We start from the raw sequence: 24,357 nt of genomic DNA on the forward strand, positions 1-24,357 counted from the left end.
ACGTCATGGAGCAACATATTCTCACTTGCATAGATATAAAAACCATCTAATTCTATTTTCTATCATAATTGGAAAGGTAACCTAGGTAGAATTATATCAAAATTTCCAAGAATGTATAGTAAAACTTTAGTTAAATTTGGTCTGTCCAACATAAAGTGTTAATATTTTGCCTAAAAAAAGCGAATGGAGAAGAAACGCTGGGAATGGTTTGCCATCAATCGAGGAATTCGACGCGTGTCGACATTCAGGCGGGGTGTCCGCCGGTTTGGGAGATCTTCCCTGGAGACATTCTCTGCCGGTGCTCCGAATCCTTGCGCTTTACGATAACTTAACATGATTACCTGACGAATTTCTGGAAGCCCAGCTGGATATTCTGCTGGAAAATCCGTGAAAAAGTCCCGCAAGGTATCTTCCGTTAGGTAAAAGAGAATACCTCCCGATGGGAATCTATTTTCTAAAATAATCATGGATTGTAGAGTAGGCTGTATTAGATGAGTCATATCCACTACCCAATAGCGATTCGCTATTAAATATTTCACGATTTGCATGCAATACCCACTTGGTAAACCAAATAATTCATCTTGTTCTCTTGTAACTTTCACAAAATGTGCAATAAATTTTATACTTTCTTCTTGTTTTACTGTAATAACATATCTGTAGTCATAATGATGGGAAGCTTATTCTTGGGGTCAGTTGGATGTTTAATGCCTAACTTTTGTGCAATATAGAGGGTTTTATCTAGAGGTAATAAAGGAAATTGTTCGCGAATATCAATCACTTGCTCTGACCACTCCATTTAGTAATGATGTGCCAATTCAAAGTGTTCAGACAAATAATGGTGAAGTCGACCACTTTTCCAACCAAGAATTCGAGTAACTATCCCTATTCAAGGTACATCATGATAGTCAACCAAGGTTTATATTCCGAAAAGTGGCCTTGACCTCTTCCTTCTTTGATTTTCCGTTGAATAGATGCTATAGAGTTACTTGATCGAATTTTGCTCATTATTCACCTTCTTTTTAGAACTACTAAATCAGAGTAAAGTTCAGTTATCTTTTTCTACTCCTAAGATATATTTAAGTTTTACTTCAAAATACAAATGTAGAATATAACAACTCATAGCTTTATACAATAGCAAAGTAATATTTTTTAGATATATTTTACTTCGTAGCCTATTCATAGGCTACTCGTAGGGTACAGTAGAGCATGAATAAGCTATAATATGGGCTATAAGTAGGTATAATTAGTAAGCAGATGGGTCGGGTAAAACCTATTTGATTTAATAGAGATGAATTCATGAATACTTTGGAACAGAGATGTAAAAATTTGAGTATAATCCATAAATAGATAGAAAAGGAAATTTATAATAAGATCGGGGTAACTAAACAGGTTGTTTCTAATTGGGAGTGAAACGTAGCACGGCCTGAAATTAATCATTTAATATCTTTAGCAAAGGTTTTTGACGTTACAACTGATTATTTACTTTGTATTGCTAATCGAATGACGTTCCCCTACTGTGTGGGCTCAATTGCTACAGGCGTATCTCCAAAGATTAACCACTCTATATGGGAATTGAAGTTTTCTTTAATTGCTATAAGTATATCTTGCTCCAGCTCACTCAACGTTCCTTGAGAAATTCCAATTATATTTGCAAACTTTATTTGATTTAAGTTGTTTGTTTTTCTAATAGTTCGAATTCGTTAGCCTATTGTAGACATAATTGCCTTCCTAAGCTAAAAAGATCCCGATATATCATCGGGATCTTTCTTGATGTTTGTAAAATGACTAGTTCCACACTTTTTTATCACCAGACATTTGTTTACAGACAATAAAGTTGTGTACCTAACTCCATTTTTTTGTAATAAACCATCCATAAAACAGAAGCCGCTCTCAAAGATTGTTATCGAACTTCCTTTGAGGGCGGCTATTGTCCATCTACCTATGTTAAATCTCTAAGAGTTACAGCATTCCAACACAAACGGATTGCACTACTAACGCTCTCACTGCTTAACTCGAAGATTCCATGTATATGGGCCTTCAGCATATAAACAAATGTCCCGTAATGCATCTGCACCATCATTTTCGGATTCATCGGGATAAATAACTTCTTCTGGATAGCTTCTTGATATAACTCGTTCATTGGCGCACACCATCCGCCGGTATAGACATCTTGCTTTACCTCTTCGTAAATGTAAGGCGAGAACGAATACTGCTCAATAAATTGAAAGCCCTGAGGATATTGTTTCCCAAGTTCGATAACCCGATTCCAACGAAATTCAAACTTTTCACGAATCTTTGTGCCCTTAAGCAAGCCTTCTCGCACATTATTACAAATTATTGATGTAGTTGAGATGGACTGACTTTTTGAATTTGAACAAGTATATCAAACGTTTTACCTAATGATATATCAACAGTTTTGGGTATAGCAGGGCCTTCTTTAGTTATTCCAGCGAAAATTTGATGTTGTTCGTTTAACCAAGTTTTTGTCACTCCGTTCGCCTTACGTAAATCAATAAAAAATTGATCTTTTTTGACCTGTCCAAAAATGTAATTATAACTGTTTGGATCATCTGATTTTAATATTCCATATGGGCCAAATTCACCATCATTATTATAGACATTATATTGTCCTTTATAAACAGATGTTCCAATAGATACATACCGTTTTCCATAATATTCTGCTAAATGCTGCCCAGCTACTTTAGGGTATATAAATGGAATCATATTTGTTTTCGAAACGTGTCCATTATGTCCCCAAACTATGGTTTTCCCTAAATGTTCTTCAGTCCACTTCGCATTTTCATACATTGCAATATCATGTTTCAAAAAAAGGTCCGATGGTTTATCAGGTGGTGACGCTAACATTGTAGTAAATTGTTCAATAATACGGGCATTTTGTTTTATCCATGCGAACTCTTTGGATTTTCCATTTAGATAGCTTTTATTTTGTTCTAATAAAGCTCTGATTTGTTTAGCATCTGAAATATACTTTTCTTTTTCTTCTTTCGTAAGGCTCTCAAAAGTATTCATATCCTTTGTTACAGGAATAAGACCTTTTATCTTCTCTTCTACTCTAGGCACAAGATCTGAATTGTTTCTTTTTATATATTCTATTATATTATTATAAACATTCTCGTTTACTGATTGAATGTCCATCCCAATGATACGCACTTTAGATTTATGTTTTGGATTAGCATTATATTGTCGAATCCAACTAAGTAGATCTAACATTTCTTTTGTGTTAAATACTGGTGATAGATGTTGGCTTGGGTTTCCCTTACCAGTAAGAACATATCGATCAAGCTCCAAAGCTCTGTCCCATCCCTCTTCTAAAACTAAGTTGGTGAATCCCTTTTCAGATACTAAATAATTAACAATGCGTTGTTTCATTGTAAAAATTTCATGAGCCCCATGCGTAGCTTCACCTAAACCTACAATTGAAGCTGAACCTACCATATTCTTAAGTGGTTTTAAATCATTAAAAGATGCAGTTGGATTAGTTGTTTTTAAAGGCTTTGCATGCATTTCTAACCATTCCGCTATTTGATTTGTATTGTAGGGAGCTGTAACAGAAACTCCTGTTTTCGAGTCTGCATAAGTACTTCCTACAAAATTAGTCAGTATTATTGCAGAAACACCAAGTGCAATAATCATTTTCTTTTTCATAAAACCCTCCTAAAATACTTATTGTTAGTTTTTTGACATGCTCTAAGGACCAGGGGATACTTCAAGCCCCTAGTTTGATGGCGACGTGGCGGGACCTCATGCCTATCAACTTAAGAACTTGCTTTATTCAAATTTTTTTAGAGTAAGTTGTTTTTTGAACCAGAAAGGCATATTTTTAACTATAAAAACTATGACAAAATTTATCCGGTTTTCCTTTTTGCCTACTTGCTAAATTCAGCAAGTAAAATATTTTTAAATGGATCAGGACTATCAGCTTTAAGGCTGTTCAAATTGACGGCCAATGTATGCTTGCCTCCAAGTGTGCCACCAGCAAAAGTGGTAAACCCTAGAACGCTACCTTTGTGTCCCCATATCGAGACACCGTTTGGAAGCTTAGTTTCATAGATTCCAAGACCATATCCGGTTCCTTCTCTTCCTGTAGGAACAGTAGTAAGCATTTGTTTTAGTTGCTGTTCCTTCAGTAATTTACCACTGAGTAAGTAAGAGAAGAATTTGTTTAAATCGTCAGCAGTAGAAATTATATCTCCATCCGAACTTCCTGGGTTAATATAAGTAACGTCTTTTAGCTCACTTGCTCCGTCTAGTTGGAAATAGCCACGGGCATGCTTGATGCCTGGAATCACGCTTGAATTGCCAGGTAGGAATGTATTTGACAAATCAAGCGGTTCAATAATCCGATTTTCAACCTCTTCTGCATAGCTATTTCCAGTTACTTTTTCAATAAGGATTCCCAGTAGTACGTATCCTGTGTTTGAATAAGACCAACCCTTTCCTGGGGCAAAGTCTGGGGGAAGAGAAATCCCCATCTTTACGAATTCTTCAGCCGTATACGATTTTTTTGTCTCCGTAATATCAAAGTCTTTTGAATTTACATAGTCAGCGATACCACTTGTATGATTCAATATCTGCCGGATAGTAATTTGGTTACCATCATATCCGTTTCCTTGAATGACACCAGGCAACCATTTTTCAATGGGGTCGTCTAGATTCAAGCGGTTCTCTTCAGATAATTGAAGTAGAACTGTTGCAATGAATGTCTTCGTCACACTGCCAATGCGAAAACGAAAATCTGTTTTCATCGATTTCTTTGTTCTCAGATCCGCTATCCCAGCAGCATAACTCCATGTTTTTCCACTCTTATAAATTTCAGCAAGTATCCCAGGGTATCCAAGTTGTAGTGTATCCCACATTGCTTGCTTAGCAGAAGTACAATCTCGTTGGGTACTTGTTTGTAACAAACTAGATACATTTTGAGTGGGCTCTGCTTTTACAATTGAGGTTGGTGTTGTGTATAACAGAGAACTTCCAATCATTAAAAGAACTAAACCTGTAGATGTAATTTGACAATGCTTTTTCATAAAGATATTCTTCTCCTCTATTCATATTGTATCGGTAATTATCTGCTGTTTTAGGGCAAGAGTGGATTTGCAATTATCTTTACTCATTATTATTTTCACAAACGCTATTGTGTCCTAACAAACGGTAATTCCTTTTTTTCCAAATGTATGTTAACCCTAGAAATTACTTATTTTCCTTAAAACACTCTTGTTACTGGTTTGTTTTTCATAAATAGGTCATACCTGTTTCCCCTTTCACGCCTCGTTAAATTTTTATCATACACAAGAAAATCCCCTCCTCATTTATTGTTAAACTACCTCTGTGATTCTAGGTGTTTTTCTGTCACATACGGTAGTGTCAAAATGTCACGCTATATAAATCCTAATATTATTCGGAGTGAATAACTCAATTCAGATGTCGCTGTCAGTGAAGCTGATGATTTGGCTGTGTTGAGTTATAATTTATACAATTACGTAGCAGGAGAAGATGGACTAGAAAAACTTCAAAAATGTTGGAATACTACTGAAGTTTTTCGCTTAATTAATGGCGAATAGCGTACAGTACATTCCCATTGGTCTTTTGTCCGCCATCCTGGGATTATATCAGTTCTTGATGAGTTCTAATTTTACTATAATTAATTAAAACTCCCTTTATCAGTTGAACTGGTAGAGGGAGTTTCTGTTCATTCGGAATTTCATTTACGTAAATATTTAAAATGAAGGGGTATCTAACATGTAGATTGATAGTACGGTGGCAAAAAAATTTTGAGCGAAACCAAAGGAGCATCTACTGTTGGATTTACTCACTCTTTGAATCCTTACAGTGGTTATGCTTTTGGATGTAGTTATTGCTATGTTAGAGAAATGCCCATTCAAAAATATAAAGATATTCCTTGGAAAGAATGGAATGATATTAAAATAAATGCTGTTGAAAACTATAGTAAAGAAATTAATAGTCTCCGCCGAAGAAATAAACCTATCAATATATTCATGTCTACTGCTACAGATCCATACCAACCCATCGAGCGTAAGGTTGAGATCACAAGAAAGATATTAACGGAGATGATTGAATCTCCACCAGATTTCCTTCAAATCCAAATAAGAAGTCCTCTGGTGGTCAGAGACCTCGATATACTATCAGAATTGCAGCAACGTTGTGAATTATTAGTTTCTATGACTATTGAAACAGACCGAGAAGATGTAAAGCGACTTTTTGCACCTTTAGCTCCAGGGATCAACCAGCGCTTAAAGGCTCTTAGAAATGTCCATGCAGCAGGAATTAATACACAGGCAGCCATTTCTCCTCTTTTGCCCTTCACGCCAGATTTCCCCAAAAGATTACAGAGGATTGTTGATCGAATATATATTGATTCGCTGAACATTGGAGATGGTTTAAAGGGGAAGCGATCCGTGCAATTGGGTATGCCTTTGTTGTTTCAGCGAAATGGGTTTTCTAAATGGTATCAGCCTGATATTCATTTAAAAACGAACAACTATTTTAATAAATATTTTGACGAAAAGATTATATTCTTATCTTCTAGTAGAGCATCCTCTAAGAGGTAAAATATGTATAATTAATTAATCTACAGGAAATGGGACAGTCATATCCTCTACTCCAATCTAGACGGTAATTCTATCAGTTACATTCTTATACATACAAAAAGAGCAGCCTGTTTTGCTGCTCTTTTTGTATGTATAAGATATTGAGTTTTCATCAGTTGAATCTCCTAATAGTTTCGACGCTTCACGTAGATGCGAAGTCCCATTACGGGACGGGAAAAGGAGCTACGATTTATCGGTTCGTGAGCGACCAATTTTCCATTTTCTACACGAAAGTCATCAATACGAACACTCGGGATGCCGTACACGTCATCGACGATTTGCTCCACCATGAAACGGACTTGGCCATCGAGGTGCATTATACGGATACAGCCGGTTACACCAACAAGTCTTTGGTTTAACGCATTTGCTCGGATTTCGCTAACAGGAAAGGATTCAAAAACTTTTGACTTGTTATGCAATTTATATTCGCTCTGATTGAAACCTAAGCAGTCACCCTCTGAATTTAATAAAAACCTGATGATACGTGCTCATCGGGCTTTTTATTAAATACTTATCAAGAAGATATATTCTTGTTATCCGTCATTAATAATTAGTATACAACTTTATTGTCTGTACACAACATTAATGTGTACAGACAATAAAGTTGAGTTCTGAACAGTGCAGATTAACCAACGTTTTTCGTTAGTTTTTTAAGTAGAAAAAATACAATAAAGTTGAGTTCCGAGACAACAAAATCATCGATTACAATTCTGAACATATACAATAAAGTGAGTTATCAAATCATATTGGATGCTCTCCTTTCTACTAATAAAAATCTTATTATTTGAAAAAAATAAAGACTATCTCCCGAAGGAAGTAGTCCCATGTTATATCGATTTAATTATTTGGAAGGATAAAATCCCTTCAACACATCACGCATTTCTTGCTTTATATTGATATCTGGACGTTTTTCTTTGGCCAAGGCTTCCGCCTCTTCCACTGTGGTAGCTAAACCCAACTCAAGTAACACTCCCGTTGCTACGGTTCCTGTACGATTCCGTCCGCCGGCGCAATGAAAATACACGGTCTTCCCACTGTTCACCGCTTCTTTAACCGCCTGAATAGCAGCTTGCACAGAATCCTCCTGTCCAGTCTCATGTTCCACAATCGGATAATGGCGACGCGTTACCTTTGCCGGAAATCCTTCTGCCTCAGTACCGTTATCTCGCAGATCAAAAACATCTGTGATCTCTTGCTCCCGAAGAACTTGAAGCAATGCACTCTCTCCACCAATATATACTTTGTTCTCAACAAGCGCGTGATAATTCACCTGAATCATTCTCCCTCTATCGAATTCATAGCAGGAACTGCTATTCTCCGGTTTCTGCAAATTGTTTAATGCGTTCTCCTACCTGGTCACGAACCCGCTGAAAGACGCCCCATTTCTCTTCTTCCAATCCTTCAGCTTTGGCCGGATCATCAAATCCCCAATGCTCACGGCGAACTTGTGGAGGAGTGATAGGACATTTATCAGCCGCGTCCCCGCACAACGTCACCACCAGATCGGCGCTGTTCAGCAAGAGAGGATCAATAATATCAGAAGTTTGACCAGAGATATCGATACCTACTTCACTCATCGCTTGCACTGCTTTAGGATTAAGGCCGTGCGCCTCAATGCCTGCACTATATACGTTCCAATTGTCTCCTAGATATTTCTTAGCCCATCCTTCTGCCATTTGACTCCGGCAAGAATTACCAGTACACAAAAAGTAAATTGTCTTTTTCTCCATGGGAAACGTCTCCTTTAATATTCAATTATGAAATGACTAACCACAGATACAAGCCTAATAGCGTAATAAAAAGAGTAGGGATCGTTAAAACAATGCCTGTTTTAAAATAAGTTCCCCAAGATATTTTCACACCTTTAGAGCTAAGCACATGTAGCCATAGCAATGTCGCCAATGAACCAATCGGGGTTATTTTCGGACCCAAATCCGATCCAATGACATTAGCGTAAATCAGCGCTTCTTTCACCATTCCAGTCGTATGGGTGGCATTAATGGCAAGCGCATCAATCATGACCGTAGGCATGTTATTCATCAACGATGAGATAACCGCCGCGATAAAACCCATGCCCATGGTGCCTACAAACATACCTTGATCGGCAGCCGCTTGAATCACATGAGCCAGCAGATCCGTCAAACCGGCATTACGCAGACCATACACCACTACATACATGCCGATAGAGAAAAATACGATAGCCCATGGAGCACCCTTGATGACTTCTTTCAATGGTACCGCAGGACTTGTTCTCGCCAGCAGTAAGAAAAAGATGGCTATGATACCGGCTACGACTGAGACAGGAATACTAAAAAATTCGCATGCAAAGTAGCCAACTAACAGCACCACAAGAACAATCCAGGACATACGAAACATTTTTGGATCTTTAATCGCTTCTGTAGGTGCCATTAATTGTGTGTCATCAAACGTTTTTGGAATCCTTTTGCGGAAAAAGAGATACAGAACTACAATACTAGCCAATAAGGAAAATAAATTAGGTACGACCATACGACCCGCATATTCCATAAACGTGATGCCAAAAAAATCGGCCGATACAATGTTCACCAGGTTGCTGACTACAAGCGGAAGCGACGTCGTATCTGCAATAAAGCCACTCGCTATGATGAACGGAAAAACCATTTTCTCATCCAATTTAAGTGCTCGAACCATCGCTAGAACAATGGGTGTCAGAATTAAGGCCGCACCGTCATTTGCAAAAAAAGCAGCGACAACAGCTCCAAGAATGGTCACGTACACGAACATCCGAGTTCCGCTTCCCTGTGCAGCTCTGGCCATGTGAAGCGCCGCCCATTCGAAAAATCCGATTTTATCAAGCACCAACGAAATCAGAATGATGGCCACAAAAGCCAGGGTTGCATTCCAGACAATCTGAGTCACTTCCCAAACATCATGCAAATCGACGACACCTACCAGTAGAGCAAGTACAGCTCCTCCGCAGGCGGACCAGCCAATAGACAAATTTTTAGGCTGCCAGATCACCAACACTAAAGTGGCTAGAAATATAATGCAAGCTAACCAAACCAATGTTCAAAACCTCCATTACCCGTGATATCCATAGTCCTCATCTTCACGTTTAGCTGATTCCTCCTCTTTGTAATCTATAACCTTATAATCATATACTTATATTGAAGACAACATTTATCCCCTGCAAGGACATAAACTGAACAACCTTTAGGAAGAGCAGCCTGAGGAATCCGGCCCACAAGTTGCTATAGGTCCTTCTTTATTCAGCCATTTTAAAATCCGTTTTGAATCCGGCATACAATCAAGAACAGCTTGAATATGTGGTTTGTCGTCTACATTCAAGGAATAGTATACCCACTGACTTCGTCTTTCTTCTTTAACCATCCCTTGCGACTTTAATTTTCTCAAATGTTGGCTAATGGCTGGTTGCGACATATCAAAGATATCTACAAATTCGCAGACACACCATTCTCTCTCTCTCAATAGAGAAATCATCGCCAGCCGGGTTTTATCCCCCAATAGCTTTAAATGATCGGCTACATAACCAAGTTGCTCCAATGAGTTGCCTCCTTCCATTCATATAACTGTATGCTTATATGCTAATTCAAATTCATTTTGAAATCAATAAAGAATATTACTTGCAATTTGCAAATTAATAATATATAACTAAGGCATGAGGTGAAACATACATGGAAAATACACGAGAGTTATTTCAAAACATGACCCGTCGTTTAGGCTTACTGAACAAAAACTGTTGTACGGTGGGTGGGCACGACATTTCTCCGGTTCAAAGCCATATTCTTTATGAGATTGATCGCCAGCATAAACCTTCCATGCAGCAAATTGCTGAAACCCTTGGAACCGATATCACCACCTTTAGTAGACAGGTTCAGAGCTTAACCAAGATGAATCTGGTTGAGAAAACGCCGGAGCCTAGTGATCGAAGAGTCTATACCTTATCCCTCACCGTGGAAGGTAAATATGTAGCGACCACCATTGACACACAGATGAATGACTACTTAAACGAAGTTTTTTCGTATTTGACCGACTTTGAACGAGAAACGGTGATTCGGTCCGTAAAACTCTTTAATGATGCTATGGCTCGATCCAGCAAATGCTGTTTTCCGGTGAAAGGATAATACTCACTCCTTATAGTTGCAAATTACAATTATCGAGTTCATATCGTTGGAGGTATTAAAAATGAATGAAAATATCTATGTTGCAGAATACCTGATGAAAGCTCATGAACTGGAAAAGCAGCACCGATCTCAATCTGTTTGGAAATGGTCAAATGCAAATTCTAAAAAAAGCCGGTTGTCTTTTGACTTTTTTCTTCCTAAGCCAGTGCAAACCTCCATCTGCTGCGCGCCTTGCTGCTAACTAAAGCATAATAGCCGTTAAAATTCTGTTCCATCTATCTAATTTAAAGGAGTGTTTTGCGATGAATAAACCTACGGATGATGAAATCCGCCAAAATGTACGGAAGCATTACCAACAAATTGCCGTTAAGGAAGTCAATCGCCCCGCAGCAGGTAGCTGCTGTGGGGCCCCGTCCGATGCGGATGCCCTCTCATCACAAATAGGTTATTCCACAGAGGAGTTAACAGCTGTTCCCCAAGGAGCAAATCTCGGGCTTGGCTGTGGTAACCCGCAAGCTATTGCTGAATTAAAAGTCGGTGAAATCGTCTTGGATTTGGGCAGCGGCGGCGGATTTGACTGCTTTTTGGCCTCACGACAAGTAGGAGGGAACGGTAAAGTCATCGGAGTCGATATGACCCCAGATATGGTCAGCCGGGCCCGCAGTAACGCAGTTAAAGGGAATTTCACAAACACTGATTTTCGTTTAGGAGAAATCGAACATCTGCCAGTAGCAGATGGCACAGTAGATGTGATTATCTCAAATTGTGTGATCAACCTTTCACCGGATAAACAGCAGGTCTTCAACGAAGCTTTTCGTGTTCTGAAATCGGGCAGCAGACTAGCAATTTCCGATATTATTACTACTGCTGAGCTTCCTTCTGAAATAAAAAATGACCTGAGCGAGTTGTATTCCGGCTGTATTTCCGGCGCCTCTTCATTGGAAGAAGTGAAGTCCATGCTTCTGCAGAGTGGATTTACGAGTATTAGCATCGAGCCTAAAGATGAGTCTAAATCATTCATCAAAGATTGGGTACCTGGTGCAAACGTGGATAATTACATTGTTTCTGCGATCATAAAGGCCAAGAAAGCCTAATGTGCTTATGGGTGGGGGATCAGCATGCCAATATTGAACGTTCGAACAGCAACCTCAGAAGATCTGGATCGTATTCTAGACATTTACAATCAGGGGATTGAAGATCGGATAGCTACACTAGAGACGGAAGCAAAAGACTTCGACTATATAGTTGACTGGTTTAGGGAACATCAAAATCGCTACACCGTTTTGGTCGCAGAAGCAGACGGAATTGTGGTTGGCTGGGCTTCCTTGAATCGTTATTCTCATCGTTGTGCTTATGATGGTGTAGCAGACCTATCGATTTACGTAGACCGAACCTTCCGAAGTAGAGGCGTTGGTAGTACGCTTCATGCGGAATTAGAGAAAGAGGCCAAGAAAAACAATTTTTATAAGATCGTCCTATTCACCTTTCCCTTCAATGAAAACGGTCAGAGGCTTTATCGGAAGATTGGTTACCGTGAAGTCGGCATTTTTGAAAAACAAGGGGTTATGGACGGTCAGTATATAGACGTTATGATTATGGAAAAATTGATCTAAACCATATGGATAGCAGGACCTGTCCAAAAGGTCTTGCTATCTTTACTTTAACAACCATATGCGTGAAATGTAGCAAACAAGTAAAGGAAAGGCCCCTCACTTTGAGTTCATCGTGACTTTTAGATTCTTATCCATATTTGACCAACTCGTAACTTTACCATTTAAATCGAATTGAACCGTCGAAAAACCATATCCCCACGAATCCCCAATCACGGATGTAGGGGTACCCATGGCATGAATCACTTGCTGTTTGGAGGACCCTTTCGTAAAAGGAGCCGCAGTTTTTATTCGTGGACCCATAAATACATTTAAGTTATCACTAATGTTTGACCAACCAATAACCTCTTCACTACTTGAATTAAGCTGTACTGCCGAATAATCGTAGCCCCATGAGTCACCAATGATAGACGTCGGGGTACCCATGGCATCAATTACATCCTGGACAGAAGATCCTATCGTAAAGGGGGCGGCCCCCTTCTTTTTTGGCCCAATAGATACTTTCAAATTATGGTTGATCGACGTCGAAGTTCCCATAACATCGATCACCTTTTCCTTTGGAGAACCTAGAGTGAAAAAATTAGTATTTTCTACTATAACCATGCTTATCTCGGAAGAAGCTGTCAACTCCGTCTCATTGCTTACCACATCTGAAGATGCAATCTTATTACTACCATCATTATTGATCTTTTGAGATTCGTTAACAGAACTTGGAGAATCATGCCCGCTGTCTCCTTCATTTCCAAAGCCGGTTTGACTCGAATCATCGACTTCTTGTGGCGTATCTGAAACTGGCTTTTCATCTGGGTTACCTATATCTGTACTTTCATTCACCTCAAAAGTAGGCCCATTTCCTAATGAAGAATGCCCCCCTTTGAAAATCCAGAATGTGAAGGTGTATAGGATGGTGAATGATTAAAAAATATCAATAGTCCAAATCCCACTAGAAGTAGAATCCCCCGATAATCGTAAATTATGCTAAAGACGACACCTAACCCATTTAAAAATGCTCCCCCTATCTTTGATAATTTCGGTTGCTCCGGTAATACTTCATCGAGGAAATGTCTCTTACTTTTATAATCAGCATGCGTGTAATCCAGAAACAATTGATGCTCCGCTTTTACTTTCACATGATGAGCATAGCTGGTAGCACCTATTTTGTTCATCAAATGATGATATGCTTCACTCATTGGGAGGTCAGGTTTTAAACTGTTCGGAGTCTGCATGGAGGTTTCCAGATTGAGAAAATGGCGAAGAACTTCGTTACGTGCCATAGCCGTAAACACTTGAATTTTAAACAGTCGCGGTGAATTACGGTAAACGACGCTATTTTCGACAAACAGTTGGTTCATTTGTAGTTCTTTTCTCATCGCTTCACGTACATCTGTTTTAGTAAGTTCCAATATAGCTCCGTCCAACTTTCTCTCTCCCGTCCTCATTCAAGTATATATTCGTTTCGCTTACCCATTTTCAATTATTATACAAGACTATTCCTAACTTAAATAAAAACCCGATGAAACTTACTCATCGGTTTTTTTACAAATAATAACTTAATTAATTTTAATATGATATTTTACTATTTTTTATAAACTTCATAACTTTAGTACATCGATACAACAATAAATAAGCTTGAATTTTTAGAACTCAACTTTATTGTGTTTGATCATTAATGTCGGGTGATAAAAAAGTACGGAACCAATTTTGTTGGTTTTATTGGGTTTGCCGCGGCACGTGATAAACACGAGAAATAAAAAGTCTGGAATCACTAAAATTTACCATGAAAAGAAAGTTGGAAACCGACTCCCAAACGCGGTCTTCCTCTTAGTTTATTCCATAATCCGCTGGTTCGCTTACATCATATAAAGTTTAAACCCACAAACCGTCTTACCCAATTTAAAGTAATGCTCTCCCTTATTAAGTTGTGAGGAGAAGAATATTTTATATCAGGATAAAGAAAAAGAGTGTCGTTTCTGCATACAAAACAAGTTTTTTTGATTATTTTGATATCGTGTATTGGCCTTATTAAATCTTCTTCATAAATTTGTTGTAGAAGATTGCCGACTGGTTTTTGATATGCTTGACGAAGATTAACAAGCTCGTCCATATTGTCAGAACCATGTTCAAGCACATTCTCCCGCCGTATAAGGACTATGTCGTATCTAAAGGAGATGCTTCATTGATTCGCCCTGCCTACCGCTGCGGCGGTAGGTTCTTGCTGCTCTCCACTTCCATCATAAGATATATGCTTCCTGTTCATCGTAGCCAAAGCGGGGGATGGAATGAGTGTAGCAATACAAGCAACTACGAAACCTCTCAAGAGATATCGTACAGAACGACAAACGCCCGATGTGTTAGCCCAAACATTTGAATGCAGTCTTTTACAGGATGATATAAACGATTTCTCCTTTCGAGATACTTCCCCTTATATGGTAGACACTCTATAGGTAGGAATCACACACAGAAGCATAGGGCGATTATTTAATCTTGAATATGTCACATCGGAATAATATATCAATTCAATCTTAGCAGGGGTAAGAATAATCGAATTTGCTTGGCTTCGTTATCTAACGCCCGCTTAATCCAAGGAACATATCATCAAGTGGTTAGGTAGAACTCTTTACGTAATTTTCTACACTGGCAAAGTAAAGATTACCTCAAGTGGATCTTTACCTTCGAAAAAATCTTCATACAATTTTCTGACTTCCATCGAATCTAATTCTTTTTCTTGCATATTGATTAACCTATCCAACTCTTCTAAAACACTTACTTCCTTTGATGACAACACCTTTGACTTAATAAGCGTGTCTTTCATATTAGGAAGTAACCCTCTTGGCCAGCAATCTTCATACACACCTCTGTATGAATCATATAGGAAAGTGATTTGACTTAATCCCGCATATTTCCGAACATGTGGATGCACTAATAATAAAAATTGAGCAACAATTCCAGAACGCTGGCTTAAATAGTAGGCCTCTTGTACTTCCTTCATCAAGTAAGAATTGGTTTCTACAGAATTAACAAGATAATTGATGTACATTCTTGAGAGTACGCCTATTAAGTGTTCTTTCTCTAAATTCTCCTCCAACTTCTTAATTATTTCTTTCCCACTAATTCCCGCTTGTATAAACCCTATTAAACAAGCTGACATTCCTTTCACATTAACAGCTTTTTCAGCTATACATAACATATATTTATCAAAGATTTCCTTGAGGTAGTTTTCACTAAATGTGTAAATGTCTAAACATTCAATGATCGTTTCTATTAGTGAAGCTTGATCATACTTATCTTCTATACGCGGGAGAAGGTCCATCAAATGTTCAACAAATTCTTCTCCGTAATACTCTAGCAAGCTAGGATTATATTTTACTTTTTCTAGTAGAGCAAAAAACGTTTGATATTCTTTTGTATCATTATTTTGTGTTAGATATTTGAATAGCTCATTAATATATTTAACTTTCTCGTCCACTAGACTTTCTCCCTTTCTATTGTTAGTGTTACTTAATTTAACTTTTTACACGACTTTATATCAGATTAATGGCAATAAAAGTAATTCTACCATAGAAAACCTAGTGCCATTGTACTACATGCCACTCAATCCCTTTAGGAGTTTGCTTATAAATAATTCGCATTACACCATGGTCTCCATATTCATCTTAGCAAGCTTGACGATTTTGAATCAGATAGAAACTTTCAATTTTAATTCTCTTTCTTTTAGTGGTCTTGTGAGCATCATACCCTTTTTGCAATTTATAATTCAGTATACTGAATCACCAGAAAGCAAGAACGGCTTTACCGTCAATTTATCAGTCTAGCAAACAATACTTTGGGATGCAGAACGCATCCCAATCGTCACTCTTTTACGTGGTAGCATTGCTTATTCAAGCGTTGAGGATAGGGCAGAATTACTTCCTGATGATTTACTTCTTCTTTGACAAGGTGAACAAAGAAAAACCTTGAAAGACTACAGCCTTTCAAGGTCACACTACAAAACAGAATTCAGAGGTTCATGTTCACACTGTGAAATGTTTACACAAAATATCTTACAGTTCCTACTATCCACTAAATGGGGGCTTGACCATACCTCGTTTGACAGATATTCATATTTAAAAGCACCTCATTAAATTAAATCATTGGATTTTATTCTTTATTTTATTGATATAGTCTTTGTATGTTTCTTTCTGTTCATCAAACATCCAGATATCTGCTAAATCTATTAAGTGCTTCTGTTCAATATTTTCAATGATTTTATCTAATTTAACCTTATACACTGAAAGCATTTCAGAACTAACAGATGATAATTTCTCCATCAATTCCATTGAATCAATATCAGCATAGAAAGGTGTATTCTGTTCATCAATCCTTTCAATAATTTCAAATATTGCTAGATTGGTAAAAATGTCTTGTCTAATACAACGAATCAAATCAAAGTTTGATAGCTCAAAAAGACATTTCCCTGTAATCTGTAAGTGCCATACAGGTAGTGACATATCTGAAAATTGCGTTGCGTTTTTTACAATATTTTCATATTCTTCATTTGTTAAATACTGTTTTAATGCTTTTCTTCTATTAATCACTATACATTACTCCAATCATTATTTAGGTGGATACACTCCGCCATGAGGGGCAAACATATCTTCAATTTTTTTCATCGAAACGTCTACTTCATTTAACTTAGAAGTATAAAGTTGTCGGAGTTCAGTGTCCAAATTAGGATTTCTAAGAACCCCTTCCCAACTTTTTTTCATATCAACTAAACCACGATATGCGTCAGAAACTTCTTGAGCATGATCATACTAAGCTCCGCCTGGTTTTGGAACAGGGTTTCCATCTAAATCTCTCTGTGCTCCCTTTAGATCTATTTCGGTTAAATGTGAGTATGTTCTTTTCTGATCTAATCTATGTGAAAGTCCGGAATCAGTAGCACTATATTTGCGTACTTGTCAATTGGTTTAATTGTGAGATCATAGGCCATAGTGCAGGTCGCCAGAAGGACGCTGCACTGGTTTCCCGCGCCTTTGCGACGATGAAAGGCGATCTGCGTCAGATTCAGTGGTTTCACACAGACCGAGGAAGTAAGTTCAAAAATCAGAGGATGGATGAGATATTGAACACCTTTAACATTGGCCGATCACTCAGTATGAAAGGCTGTCCTTATGACAATACCGTGGCTGAAGCTACCCTTAAAGGCATGATAACGGAGTTCGTCAACCAGATGAACTTCCAGAGCCTTCGTCATCTGGAACTGGAGCTTTACGATTACGTAAACTGGTACAACAAACATCGAATCCATGGAACACTGGGGTACATGACTCCTATCAACTATTAAAATTTAGCCCTCAAAAAAGATATTTGATTTGCTTTTGACAATCCTTTGTTTCAGTATGCCCCCTGAACCGTTGACCTCAATTCTTCAATGAAATCTACTCCATTCCCTTCAATTGCTGAATCGTTTCAATAACGTCATTGTTGCTATCCTTGCTGGCCTGCATCGCATAGGCTCCCTTCTCTGTAATTAGTTCAATGGCTTGCCTGTCCCCCTATACTGTTACAACAGATCACGCATCCCACCTTGATATTTTCCGGTAAACCATTGTTCATACCTTCTAGCCCTCCAATTCTGTATGCTAAGCCACTTTTTCAGCCAATATCTCTTGCTGTTGGCGCTGCGGTCCATCCTTCTGATTATGCTACCGCATCCAAATGTTCTGCACGAATTACAACTTCTGAATCTCTTCTCTAACCTAGAAATCTGTATACCCTGATTGCAGCAACTCTGTCTCCTGTTCCCGCAATTCCCCTTGCTTGCTAGCAGTAACTACGAATTCTATCCATAAGCTTTTCGTATGCTGCTTGTGTCTGAATAATAGACCGCATTTCCTTTTCTAGCTCCTGTCTGATTGTCTGCTCCTTCAACTGTTCTGCTGATTACCTATTTACGTTTTGCCATTCGTTTCGTCCTCCTTGATTTTGGGCATGCCAAAAAAGCTCATTCCCCCCTCATGATTCAAGTAGGAATGAACTTTTGAAAATTCATCAAGTATTTGTGAACTGTTTAGTGTTTGGTTTGTTGGTTGTATTGTACGATCTAATTTTTTGTGATTGTATACTCCGTTATTGTTTTTCTACCACATAGACCTTGTTAACTGTATTATCCTCGTTAAAAACGTAAATTCTTTCGCAATTATTACATCTCCATACTTCTTTCTTAGGATCAGGTATTGAAAGCGGATCTATAGAGTCCCCCATGTTTATAATATCGTCCCACTCTCTATCAGTATAAACATGCAATTGAACATCGTTCGGAGCTTCTACAGTGGACAAGTACTCCCCACACTTACATTGCAATCTAGCCATATTTTAAATTCCTCCTAATTAGTTACCTTCCCATCTTTTGTCCATATTTCTACTTTCCCCGGAATTTGCTTATCAGCATAAGTCCCCTTAGCACGGTCAAGAATCTGCTGTGCTTGTTCTTTCGTAAGTCCCGCCTCTCTACCATCAATAATAACTTTTTCAGCATGTTGTTTAAATCCGTCTTTAATCCGTCCAACCCCAGTATTAACATTTGGATTTTGAAGAGATTTAAGCTCTGTTAGAACTCCATCCACTTTAAAATCTGGTGTTTTTTCCCCGTGCTTTGTTGATTCTGGAATCCGCTCAACTGTCTTGCCCTCTGCAATTAAATCATTTGCAACTTTTCTTTCTGCTGGCTTCAACTCGTTAATATTTCCAATAAACTTCCCTGTAGAATGAGGAACTTTTGGCGTCCCCTCAGAGGGATGATCATCCTTCTTATGCGATCCTCCTGGTGAAGCACCGTCATCTTTGGAATGTTTCTTTCCTTCCTTTCCTTTCCTTCCAACTACAAACGCAAATGCTGCTTCTACTAACAGATGGGCAGTTTCTTGTTTGGAGCTGTTTTTTGCTTTTTCATAAACAGCATCTGGCTCCGTTATGACTTTAACAATTTTATCTGCTACGTCTTGTTTTCCTTCGTAGTTATCAATCACCATTTGACGAATATCTAGATTAGGAAAGTTACGTATTCGCTCCCATATCGCCTCTACATTTTCATGAGCAGAGTTTTTGATTTCATTGAACACAATCCGCTCAGTCTCATCCAGGTCTTTCATAAAAGGACTTTCCCTAAACGGCCCATACTCTTTTCTATATTCGTCAATTGAATTCAGAAAATCAATCAAATATTTCTTCTGTTCCGTCGTATACCCTTTCATATCATCCCGATACTTGGAACTCATCAAAGCTCTGTCACTATATCGAAAATGGTTGTCTGTCTGCCGCTGATGTTCCATTAATGCGATTATATCTGTAGAGAGATCCTGATTATTATAATAAGCATCCAGCGCCTTTTCAAACTGTTGATCCACATTTCTTTGATACCAGCGTTCCCGTATATCAGAAGGAATTTCGCTATAGGCCTGTACGGAAGCTTGATTGACTCCCTTTACATAGTTGATGAAGTCATGTATGGATTGTACTCCTCCATATCCTCTGGCACTCGTCCACACCTTGCCTAGAAAATCCATCATGGCATGTTGTTCACACGCCCTCTGTTCCTCCGCGTGCACATGTAAAGTTTGGGCAGCAACCTTGGCAGTCTTCCCCAACACCACTCCCCAGCCATGGGAAGGTACACTGGCAATCATGGACAATCCGGCTGCCGCATATTTAACTATGGACGACGGTCCGGAGGAAGCCACTTCGGAACGAATCGAAGCTATTTTTTGACTTGCTGCTTTCGGAATGGCCCCCAAGACAGGAATAGACGCAGCCACATCACATACTTTCTGGGCTAGTCCCAATACGCCATCCAGTAGACTAGCCTTCGGTGAGCTGGGAGTGTTTACGGTTGACTTAAGGGCTCCCCCATCTTTCGATGTAGCGCCTGAATTAGAGCTTCCTCCTGTACTGCTGCTTGCTGCACTTTTCGCCGCCTGCGCCTCCGCATAGGCTTTTACAGACATTAATGGCGGCTCCCAGACTGGTGCCAGTTCAGCTACAAAAACCGGTTTTTTAACCGTGCCCTCCAGTTGGACTTTAGCGGACCGGATATCCGTTTCACCGTCCAGTACCAAACTACTGCTGCCTGCTTTGAAATAGATGGCCTCGGCAGCTTGAATATTTAGTTTCCCATCTGCATGCAATGAAAGTGTCTTGCCTGCCGACAATGACAATTCATGCTCACTGACGACCTGAACCCCCGATGCATTCAATTGAATATGAACCTGTTCCGACTTGGCCGTCACCTTCAATTCACTGGCACTTTGCTTGATGTTCTTGTCATGAGGTGTCCCCCAATACTTGGTAGCTGGGTCAGCGAGCTTCGGCGAATTTCGCCCTTTTCGTATGGAGTTTGCCGCATATCCGTCCGCCTCCTGCTCTGTTGGGAAGCGGACAGATACCCTATCTCCCAGTTCCGGCATGACGTACCAACCGCTGTGCCCTTCGGCTGTATAACTGCTGGCATATGGAAACCACCATGCCGTTTCCCGATCCTGCTTTTCATCCACTGTAAGATGAACACGGATTCGGCCTGATTTGGCTTCCAATACACGTCCTTCGAGTGAAGCTCCTGTGAGGTGAGGGCACAAAATCTCTGTTTGCTGAACTCCCTGTTCGTGAACCAGTTCATACTCGTGTAGCAGCACTCCTTTTTGTAATTCAGAAGTGACTTCCGCCACCATCCATTGCTCACCATTCCAATCCGTCAGATCCCCGGGCCGGGCAAGCGTTTCACTCTGCAGCATATAGCTAAAATTCGTTTTGCTGTTGGGATCAAAACTACGCCGGGTTCGGTAAACAGGATGCTTCATTTCAACGTATTGTCCCTCCGGCATACCCAACCAAAACTTGGGTCCGTTCAATGAAATTTCCGGTATCAGCACAGCTCCAAATCGGGAAGCGATCCGTTTGAGAAAGGCCCAATCCGTCTCCTGATACTGTAAAGTAAATGCATGCAAAGTAGCACCGTTTGTTGCGTTATCGATAACATCGGCCTGGCTGTACTTCTGAATGATTTGCTTGATCAACTTTTCGTAAGGCATTAAGGTATGCTGATAGGAACGAGTGACAGGTGTGATGTCCAACTGAATCGTATGGGAAACCGCTTCAAGCTCCACGTAATAGATACCACGCACCATTCGTGTTTCTGCACGGACGAGTAAACCATGGAACAAAATGCGTTCAGGCTGATCATTTTCTGTTTTGGTACGGATAATGACCGGTTCGTTATCCTGATCCTGTTCTATGTAATGATCTCTCTGTTCCTCATCTATCCATCCACTGATCTTTAACCGGGCATGGTCATTTAGTTTTCGTTCGATACGCAGTTCGTTTATCGTTTGAAGAGGATATGGACCTGTACATTCCAGTTCCTTATACGTTAACATCGTTTGTATGTGATCCAACTTGTACCTCCTTACTCCAGCGTCTGGCCATCGTCTGTAATCCGAATCATTCCCCCGTATAGGCACGCATTCGAGCATTGGTCCAGCAAGGCCGGTTCTCCTTCCACAAGCACATCGCTTTTGCCCCCGATCCAGGGTCCGGTGATCACCGGAACACAGTTCGCTTTTTTGACCCCATAAATATCGACCATGTCACTGCTTTTGACCGCTGGATTGGCTGGGCAGGAGCAACGGCCAAAATTGCTGATATTGGTGCCGGGCAAGTAATCTCCAACATTCATTTGGGCTTTTCCCTTCACATATACGCCGTGACTGAACGGACGTTTGAGCCGTGTCGGCTGCGTACCAAAGCTGCAGCTCAAGATGGCCCCGGCAACTACGTAGCCCTGCTTGCTTCCCCGTCCAGCCTGAATAGTTTCCTCTTCCGAATGAGATTTTTTTGCCATTCTTCTCTTCCCCTTCCCCATGTCCTTTCTTAGTTTGTTTTCACTTCGCTACCCAGAACATTGGTTATTCCACCCAACGATACGGTACTGCCTTTGCTCGTCATTTGAATTTCATCCCCGGCCGTGATTTTCACTTTACTGCCGGAATGAAGGGAGATATTCCCTCCTGCTGAAAATTGAATCTGTTTATCGCTTACAATGTGAATTCCATTTTTCTCATTTAACTGGATATACATCGTCCCCTCTTTACTGGTGATGACAATTTCATCAGGGGTTAATTTGATTTCCTTGCCGTGCGCGGCACGAAACAATTTGATGTCAGGATGTGCAAGAGCGTGTTGCCCCGCACTCCGATTCTTTTCGCGCAAAGATGTACTTGCCATGCCCTCTTCTTCTCGATGGGTAGGGAAATAGAGCAGAACGGTATCCCCGAGCTCAGGCATTACGTACCATCCGCTATGTCCTTCTGCAGTATAAGGAGAAACATAGGTAAACCAGTGGGCCTTTGCAGGGTCCTGCGCAGCATCGATATGTAAATGTAGTTTGATACGATCTCGCTCTACCTGAATGACTTTACCAGGTAAAGACAGACCGATAAGCTGCTCGTTAAACACCTCTTGGTGTCTCAATCCCTTGTGGGAAGTCAGGGTATACACGTGCTGCATCATTCCTTTTTGCATATGAGTGTCTACCTTGTACACATACAGATTTTTACCCTTAAAGGTAACGGTGCTGCCGAGCTCCAATACCTGCTCCGCCTCAACCCGGTAATCAATAAAATCATGCTCGTTTACATGTGCTGTATCATTGCCGTTAAAATAACGATAATCTCCAACTCGCTTGCTGACGGTATAATGATAATTGGTTAAGTCCAGTCCAGACTGGGTTTCCTCGACTCCAAAATAGCACTTCGGCACATCAAATACCGACGCAGGCGTGAGTGAAGTATGGTAACGCGAAGCGATCCGCTTGAGGAACTCCCAATCGGTTTCACGATATTGGACTGCTATACGGCCTAAAGTCGCTCCCCCTGTAGCCGAATCAATGATATCAAAACCGGGATAATCTGCACCTACAGCTCGCAGCAATTCCTCAACCTTCATATTTTTATCTTGAAAGGACCTGTTCTTTTTACGAATATCCAGTTTATACGTGTGTGATATTGCCTCGACCTCCAGGTAATACACATCTCTGACCACTTTGACTTCCATATGGAGCACCGTTCCGTTAAATAGCGGTGTTGGAGTGCCTGCCTCATCTAGTTGTGATACACAAACCGGTGAATCGGCTTCGATCAACTGGACATAACTGTCCTGTAGTTCTTCAGGCAAAATAGCGGTAAAAGAGAGCCGGGTGTGCTCATTCAGTCGCTTGGTCATATGCAGTTCCTGAATGCTAACCACTTCAAATGGTGTAATTTGCAGCCGATCATATGTAATATGGGTTAATGTCATAAGGGTTGATTTTCCTTTCGCTCAGACTCGATTTTCAACGTTAGCAGCATACTGCGGGCTATTGGCTGCCAGGTCGCCATCTCTTCATCCGTACAGTTAAAAGTACACATGAGCGCACGTCCTTCCAGCACCGTAAAAAAGGATAAATTATACACACGCGCATTCCATACTGGTGTCATAAATTCACAGTATCCAATCTGACACTCTTCGTTCTCCAGCACTTCATGGCCAAACCATTCAGTCAACTTCTGGGTTTGTTTTACCACCTGAGCCATCTCATCCGTAAAGTTCTCCAACTCTTCGGTTTGTAATGGACTTTCGGTATGCTTGAAGGTTAAGTTAATCGTGCCTGTGTCATTGGTAAAAATAAAATCCGGACGATGATGAGAGGGATATTTTAATCGTTGCTCGTGCATGGGCATATCCCGAAAGCTCTTTGGCATTGTTATACTGATGCGTTCATCCAGCAAATGTCGCTGCGCAAAAATAAATCTTTCCCCACCGAGTTGCATAAATGTTTGTAAGGGCTGTCCAAACGGTTCCTTCCCGTGAGCGTGATTCACTCCTTCATCCTGAATTAAAGATTGATCATTTTCGGTATTTTCTGCTGTTACTGTGTGTAGCAACGAAACAATTTTCTTATCCAGATGTTCCATACATCATCCACTC

At 39.9% G+C, this 24,357-nt stretch carries 23 protein-coding genes and 2 pseudogenes; 7 read left to right on the forward strand and 18 right to left on the reverse strand.

Annotation, left to right across the window (positions count from 1 at the left end; translation table 11 throughout):
- Positions 1-170: 170 nt before the first annotated feature.
- From ACN6NF_RS21805 to ACN6NF_RS21825, 5 genes and pseudogenes are all read right to left on the reverse strand, one after another.
- A complete protein-coding gene (locus tag ACN6NF_RS21805; protein ID WP_474319560.1) occupies positions 171-602 on the reverse strand; it encodes a hypothetical protein in 432 nt (143 codons plus the stop codon).
- 909 nt (positions 603-1,511) lie between these two features.
- Positions 1,512-1,697: a helix-turn-helix domain-containing protein gene (locus tag ACN6NF_RS21810; RefSeq protein WP_141651601.1), complete on the reverse strand. Its 186-nt coding sequence runs from the start codon at positions 1,695-1,697 to the stop codon at positions 1,512-1,514.
- Positions 1,698-1,939: 242 nt separating this feature from the next.
- Positions 1,940-2,323, reverse strand: a complete 384-nt coding sequence (locus ACN6NF_RS21815; RefSeq protein WP_474319561.1) for a TetR family transcriptional regulator C-terminal domain-containing protein — start codon at positions 2,321-2,323, stop codon at positions 1,940-1,942.
- An 11-nt stretch (positions 2,324-2,334) separates the two neighbouring features.
- Entirely contained in the window at positions 2,335-3,666 is a 1,332-nt protein-coding gene (locus ACN6NF_RS21820) for an erythromycin esterase family protein (protein WP_165084616.1), read from the reverse strand.
- Positions 3,667-3,887: 221 nt separating this feature from the next.
- Positions 3,888-5,070 (reverse strand): annotated as a pseudogene (locus tag ACN6NF_RS21825) (serine hydrolase domain-containing protein).
- 719 nt (positions 5,071-5,789) lie between these two features.
- Here ACN6NF_RS21825 and ACN6NF_RS21830 point away from each other — a divergent pair.
- On the forward strand, positions 5,790-6,587 hold the full coding sequence (locus ACN6NF_RS21830) for an SPL family radical SAM protein (RefSeq protein ID WP_474319562.1): 798 nt from the start codon (positions 5,790-5,792) through the stop codon (positions 6,585-6,587).
- 170 nt (positions 6,588-6,757) lie between these two features.
- Positions 6,758-7,005: pseudogene (locus tag ACN6NF_RS21835) on the forward strand (Tn3 family transposase); the annotation flags it as partial.
- 462 nt (positions 7,006-7,467) lie between these two features.
- Here the strand turns inward: ACN6NF_RS21835 and ACN6NF_RS21840 are convergent.
- The 4 genes from ACN6NF_RS21840 to ACN6NF_RS21855 all read right to left on the reverse strand — a co-directional run bounded on the left by ACN6NF_RS21840 (position 7,468) and on the right by ACN6NF_RS21855 (position 10,169).
- Positions 7,468-7,905, reverse strand: coding sequence for a protein-tyrosine phosphatase family protein (locus tag ACN6NF_RS21840; RefSeq protein ID WP_474319563.1), 438 nt, complete (start codon positions 7,903-7,905; stop codon positions 7,468-7,470).
- A gap of 31 nt (positions 7,906-7,936) precedes the next feature.
- Positions 7,937-8,356, reverse strand: coding sequence for an arsenate reductase (thioredoxin) (arsC, locus tag ACN6NF_RS21845; RefSeq protein ID WP_264217580.1), 420 nt, complete (start codon positions 8,354-8,356; stop codon positions 7,937-7,939).
- A 25-nt stretch (positions 8,357-8,381) separates the two neighbouring features.
- On the reverse strand, positions 8,382-9,671 hold the full coding sequence (locus ACN6NF_RS21850; RefSeq protein ID WP_464688615.1) for an arsenic transporter: 1,290 nt from the start codon (positions 9,669-9,671) through the stop codon (positions 8,382-8,384).
- A 147-nt stretch (positions 9,672-9,818) separates the two neighbouring features.
- Positions 9,819-10,169 carry an ArsR/SmtB family transcription factor gene (locus ACN6NF_RS21855; protein WP_165084439.1) on the reverse strand — a complete coding sequence of 117 codons (351 nt, stop codon included), beginning with the start codon at positions 10,167-10,169 and terminating at the stop codon, positions 9,819-9,821.
- A gap of 131 nt (positions 10,170-10,300) precedes the next feature.
- On the opposite strand from ACN6NF_RS21855, the gene ACN6NF_RS21860 reads away from it, so the two are divergent.
- The 4 genes from ACN6NF_RS21860 (at position 10,301) to ACN6NF_RS21875 (ending at position 12,363) form a co-directional block, all read left to right on the forward strand.
- Positions 10,301-10,750, forward strand: coding sequence for a MarR family winged helix-turn-helix transcriptional regulator (locus ACN6NF_RS21860; RefSeq protein ID WP_165084437.1), 450 nt, complete (start codon positions 10,301-10,303; stop codon positions 10,748-10,750).
- Between the two features lie 61 nt (positions 10,751-10,811).
- A complete protein-coding gene (locus tag ACN6NF_RS21865; protein ID WP_040103017.1) occupies positions 10,812-10,991 on the forward strand; it encodes a hypothetical protein in 180 nt (59 codons plus the stop codon).
- A 61-nt stretch (positions 10,992-11,052) separates the two neighbouring features.
- Positions 11,053-11,844 carry an arsenite methyltransferase gene (locus ACN6NF_RS21870; protein WP_474319564.1) on the forward strand — a complete coding sequence of 264 codons (792 nt, stop codon included), beginning with the start codon at positions 11,053-11,055 and terminating at the stop codon, positions 11,842-11,844.
- A gap of 24 nt (positions 11,845-11,868) precedes the next feature.
- A complete protein-coding gene (locus ACN6NF_RS21875; protein ID WP_474319565.1) occupies positions 11,869-12,363 on the forward strand; it encodes an arsinothricin resistance N-acetyltransferase ArsN1 family A in 495 nt (164 codons plus the stop codon).
- Between the two features lie 96 nt (positions 12,364-12,459).
- Here ACN6NF_RS21875 and ACN6NF_RS21880 read toward each other — a convergent pair whose 3' ends face one another.
- The 4 genes from ACN6NF_RS21880 to ACN6NF_RS21895 all read right to left on the reverse strand — a co-directional run bounded on the left by ACN6NF_RS21880 (position 12,460) and on the right by ACN6NF_RS21895 (position 16,934).
- Positions 12,460-13,194, reverse strand: coding sequence for a hypothetical protein (locus tag ACN6NF_RS21880; protein WP_474319566.1), 735 nt, complete (start codon positions 13,192-13,194; stop codon positions 12,460-12,462).
- A 20-nt stretch (positions 13,195-13,214) separates the two neighbouring features.
- A complete protein-coding gene (locus ACN6NF_RS21885) occupies positions 13,215-13,778 on the reverse strand; it encodes a hypothetical protein (protein WP_474319567.1) in 564 nt (187 codons plus the stop codon).
- Positions 13,779-14,989: 1,211 nt separating this feature from the next.
- Positions 14,990-15,826: a hypothetical protein gene (locus ACN6NF_RS21890; RefSeq protein WP_474319568.1), complete on the reverse strand. Its 837-nt coding sequence runs from the start codon at positions 15,824-15,826 to the stop codon at positions 14,990-14,992.
- A 661-nt stretch (positions 15,827-16,487) separates the two neighbouring features.
- Positions 16,488-16,934: a contact-dependent growth inhibition system immunity protein gene (locus ACN6NF_RS21895; protein ID WP_474319569.1), complete on the reverse strand. Its 447-nt coding sequence runs from the start codon at positions 16,932-16,934 to the stop codon at positions 16,488-16,490.
- 353 nt (positions 16,935-17,287) lie between these two features.
- Between ACN6NF_RS21895 and ACN6NF_RS21900 the strand changes: the two genes are divergently transcribed.
- On the forward strand, positions 17,288-17,686 hold the full coding sequence (locus ACN6NF_RS21900) for an integrase core domain-containing protein (RefSeq protein WP_474319581.1): 399 nt from the start codon (positions 17,288-17,290) through the stop codon (positions 17,684-17,686).
- 785 nt (positions 17,687-18,471) lie between these two features.
- On the opposite strand, the gene ACN6NF_RS21905 is transcribed toward ACN6NF_RS21900, so the two are convergent.
- Genes ACN6NF_RS21905 through ACN6NF_RS21925 form a run of 5 tightly spaced genes read right to left on the reverse strand, consistent with a single transcriptional unit; the run spans position 18,472 to position 24,344 of the window.
- On the reverse strand, positions 18,472-18,714 hold the full coding sequence (locus ACN6NF_RS21905; RefSeq protein WP_305166981.1) for a hypothetical protein: 243 nt from the start codon (positions 18,712-18,714) through the stop codon (positions 18,472-18,474).
- 14 nt (positions 18,715-18,728) lie between these two features.
- Positions 18,729-21,788 carry a CdiA C-terminal domain-containing protein gene (locus tag ACN6NF_RS21910; RefSeq protein ID WP_474319570.1) on the reverse strand — a complete coding sequence of 1,020 codons (3,060 nt, stop codon included), beginning with the start codon at positions 21,786-21,788 and terminating at the stop codon, positions 18,729-18,731.
- An 11-nt stretch (positions 21,789-21,799) separates the two neighbouring features.
- Positions 21,800-22,234 (reverse strand): DUF4280 domain-containing protein, encoded by a 435-nt coding sequence (locus tag ACN6NF_RS21915; protein ID WP_474319571.1) that lies wholly within the window; start codon positions 22,232-22,234, stop codon positions 21,800-21,802.
- A 29-nt stretch (positions 22,235-22,263) separates the two neighbouring features.
- Complete coding sequence (locus tag ACN6NF_RS21920; RefSeq protein WP_474319572.1) at positions 22,264-23,688, reverse strand: phage baseplate assembly protein V; 1,425 nt, start codon at positions 23,686-23,688, stop codon at positions 22,264-22,266.
- Positions 23,685-24,344, reverse strand: a complete 660-nt coding sequence (locus ACN6NF_RS21925) for a hypothetical protein (protein WP_129550044.1) — start codon at positions 24,342-24,344, stop codon at positions 23,685-23,687. Before ACN6NF_RS21925 ends, ACN6NF_RS21920 begins: the two co-directional genes overlap by 4 nt.
- Positions 24,345-24,357 lie beyond the last annotated feature (13 nt).

It is taken from the genome of Paenibacillus sp. TSM33 (assembly GCF_056099025.1).